This is a genomic window from Deltaproteobacteria bacterium, from assembly GCA_011773515.1.
Classification (GTDB): Bacteria; Desulfobacterota; Deferrimicrobia; order J040; family J040; genus WVXK01.
In genome coordinates this window covers 1-2,518 of record WVXK01000089.1, presented here as the reverse complement: position 1 = coordinate 2,518, position 2,518 = coordinate 1, and the positions used below count along the sequence as shown (strand labels likewise).

Sequence of the window (2,518 nt, the reverse complement as noted above, 5' to 3'; positions counted from 1 at the left end):
TCTTAGGACCGGCTAACTCCCGGCTGACGACGCATTGCCGGGAAACCCTTGCCCTTGCGGTCGCCGAGATTCTCACCCGGCTATGCTGTTACTACCACCAGGATCTGCAATAGTTAGATCGGTCCACTGGACTTTACAGCCCAGCTTCTACCCAATCACTACGCCCACCTACCACGCACCGGCTTTGCCGGTGGTCTAAAGTATCGGTGGTCTGCTTGAGCCCCGTCCATTTTCAGGGCTTCCGAGCTCGGCAGGTGAGCTGTTACGCACTCTTTGAAGGATGGCTGCTTCTGAGCCTACCTCCCTGCTGTCTTTGCTCGAAAACGCCTTTTTGTTTGACACTTAGCAGACACTTGGGGACCTTAACTTTAGTCTGGGTTGTCCCCCTCTCGGTTATGAGGCTTACCCCACATAAACCCGCCTCCCAGCTTCTACGAAGCCTGTACATTCGGAGTTCGAATGAACGGCGAGCCCTTTCGGGCCCTTACCGTCCGATCGGTGCTCTACAATACAAGCAATCTCTGCTGAGGCAAGACTGCGATCTACTTCGGTGGGAACTAGCGATCACCGGACTAGATTGGTTTTTGACCCCTAATCCCAGATCTGAGGACCGATTTGCACGTCAGGACCCCTGCAGACCTCCAGCGGGCTTTCGCCCGCCTTCGTCTTATCCAGGACTAGATCGTCCGGTTTCTAGCCTTACTGCCATGACTGAAGACCCTTTCGGATCCTTCGCCTCGCCAAAGCTGCGCGAATTCGGTTTCCCTTCGCCTTCCCTTTGTCAGGTTAGGCTCGCCATGACAGCAATCTCCCTGGCCCGTGTTTCTAGACGGAACATACGACCCTGGAAGGCTTCAGTCCCTTGCGGGACCTCCACCAGACTCCTTTTGGGCCGTACACGTCTGTAACCGGTTGGTTTCAGACACTTTTCATCCCCCTTCCGGGGTACTTTTCAACTTTCCCTCACGGTACTAGTATGCTATCGGTCTTGGTGAATATTTAGCCTTAGATGCTACTTTCACCCATAGTCACTGGCCACTGCCAAGGCCAGATACTCTTGCTATGGCAGAATCCTATTCCTCTACGCTTACGGGGGTATCACCCTCTGCGCCAGCACGTTCCAGAGCACTTCAGCTCAAGGAACAGCATCCTGTACGCCATAGCACACCACATCTCTACCACGTTGCCGTAGCAGATTCAGTTTGGGCTATTCCGTTTTCGCTCGCCGCTACTAGCGGAATCTCGTGTTGATTTCTTTTCCTCGTCCTACTCAGATGCTTCACTTCGGACGGTTCGCCCTCCCAAGCGAAAAGCAAGGGAGTGTTAAGAGAGACCTCATTCGGAAATCCTGGGATCAACGGTCGCATGCACTTCCCCCAGGCTTATCGCAGCTTGCCACGTCCTTCATCGCTTACCAAGCCGAGTCATTCCCCAACCGGCGTCTTTGCACTATACCAGGTACACCATTTTCTTCTTACTATTGCAGCCCCGGAAACTATACGCGAACATTTCCGTAAAGCCACAATTTTCACTCTGTCAGTTATTACGCTGACATCGTGGCACATTTTCCTGTGATCCTATACACGACGGTCATTGCGGATCGCTCCGCTACGTCCTTCATTCCTCGTAAAAACAAGGAATTGCATATTCAGTATATTGGTCACACGAACATCCCAGATTATCCTTTACACAAAGTTGCCCGGACCGTTAAACTAAGGAGGTGATCCAGCCGCAGGTTCCCCTACGACTACCTTGTTACGACTTCTCCCCCGTTGCTGACCCCAGGTTCGATAGCGCCAATGAGGCGCCACCTCGCCAAGAACCAGCTTCGGTGAAGCGACGGGCGGTGTGTGCAAGGAGCAGGGACGTATTCACCGCGCGATAATGACACGCAGTTACTAGGGATTCCATATTCATGAGGGCGAGTTGCAGCCCTCAATCATAACTGTGGTAACGTTTGAGGGATTACCTCCTCCTTTCGGAATCGGAACCCGCTGTCCTTACCATTGCAGCCCGCGTGTGGCCCGAGGGTTTCGGGGCATACTGACCTGCCGTAGCCCCCTCCTTCCTCCGCCTCAGCGGCGGCGGTCCCTCTAATTAGCCCCTCTGCTCCTGAGAGCAGTGGTAGCAACTAGAGGCAGGGATCTTGCTCGTTACCTGACTTAACAGGACACCTCACGGCACGAGCTGGCGACGGCCATGCACCTCCTCTCAGCTTGTCTGGTAAAGTCTTCAGCTTGACCTTCACTCTGCTGTCGCCCCCGGTAAGATTCCCGGCGTTGACTCCAATTGAACCGCAGGCTTCACCCCTTGTGGTGCTCCCCCGCCAATTCCTTTAAGTTTCAGTCTTGCGACCGTACTCCCCAGGCGGCAGACTTAACGGCTTCCCTGCGGCACTGGGTTGGCTCGAAGCCAACCCATCACCGAGTCTGCATCGTTTACAGCTGGGACTACCCGGGTATCTAATCCGGTTTGCTCCCCCAGCTTTCATCCCTCACCGTCGAGCGCGTTCTGGCAA

The 2,518-nt window shown here is 54.4% G+C and carries 1 rRNA gene and 1 other annotated feature; the gene reads right to left on the bottom strand.

Annotated features, from left to right (window positions below):
• Window position 1: 1 nt before the first annotated feature.
• Window positions 2–1,434: a sequence feature (possible 23S ribosomal RNA but 16S or 23S rRNA prediction is too short), on the bottom strand.
• A 278-nt stretch (window positions 1,435–1,712) separates the two neighbouring features.
• Window positions 1,713–2,518: ribosomal RNA gene (locus GTN70_09505) — 16S ribosomal RNA — on the bottom strand; the annotation flags it as partial.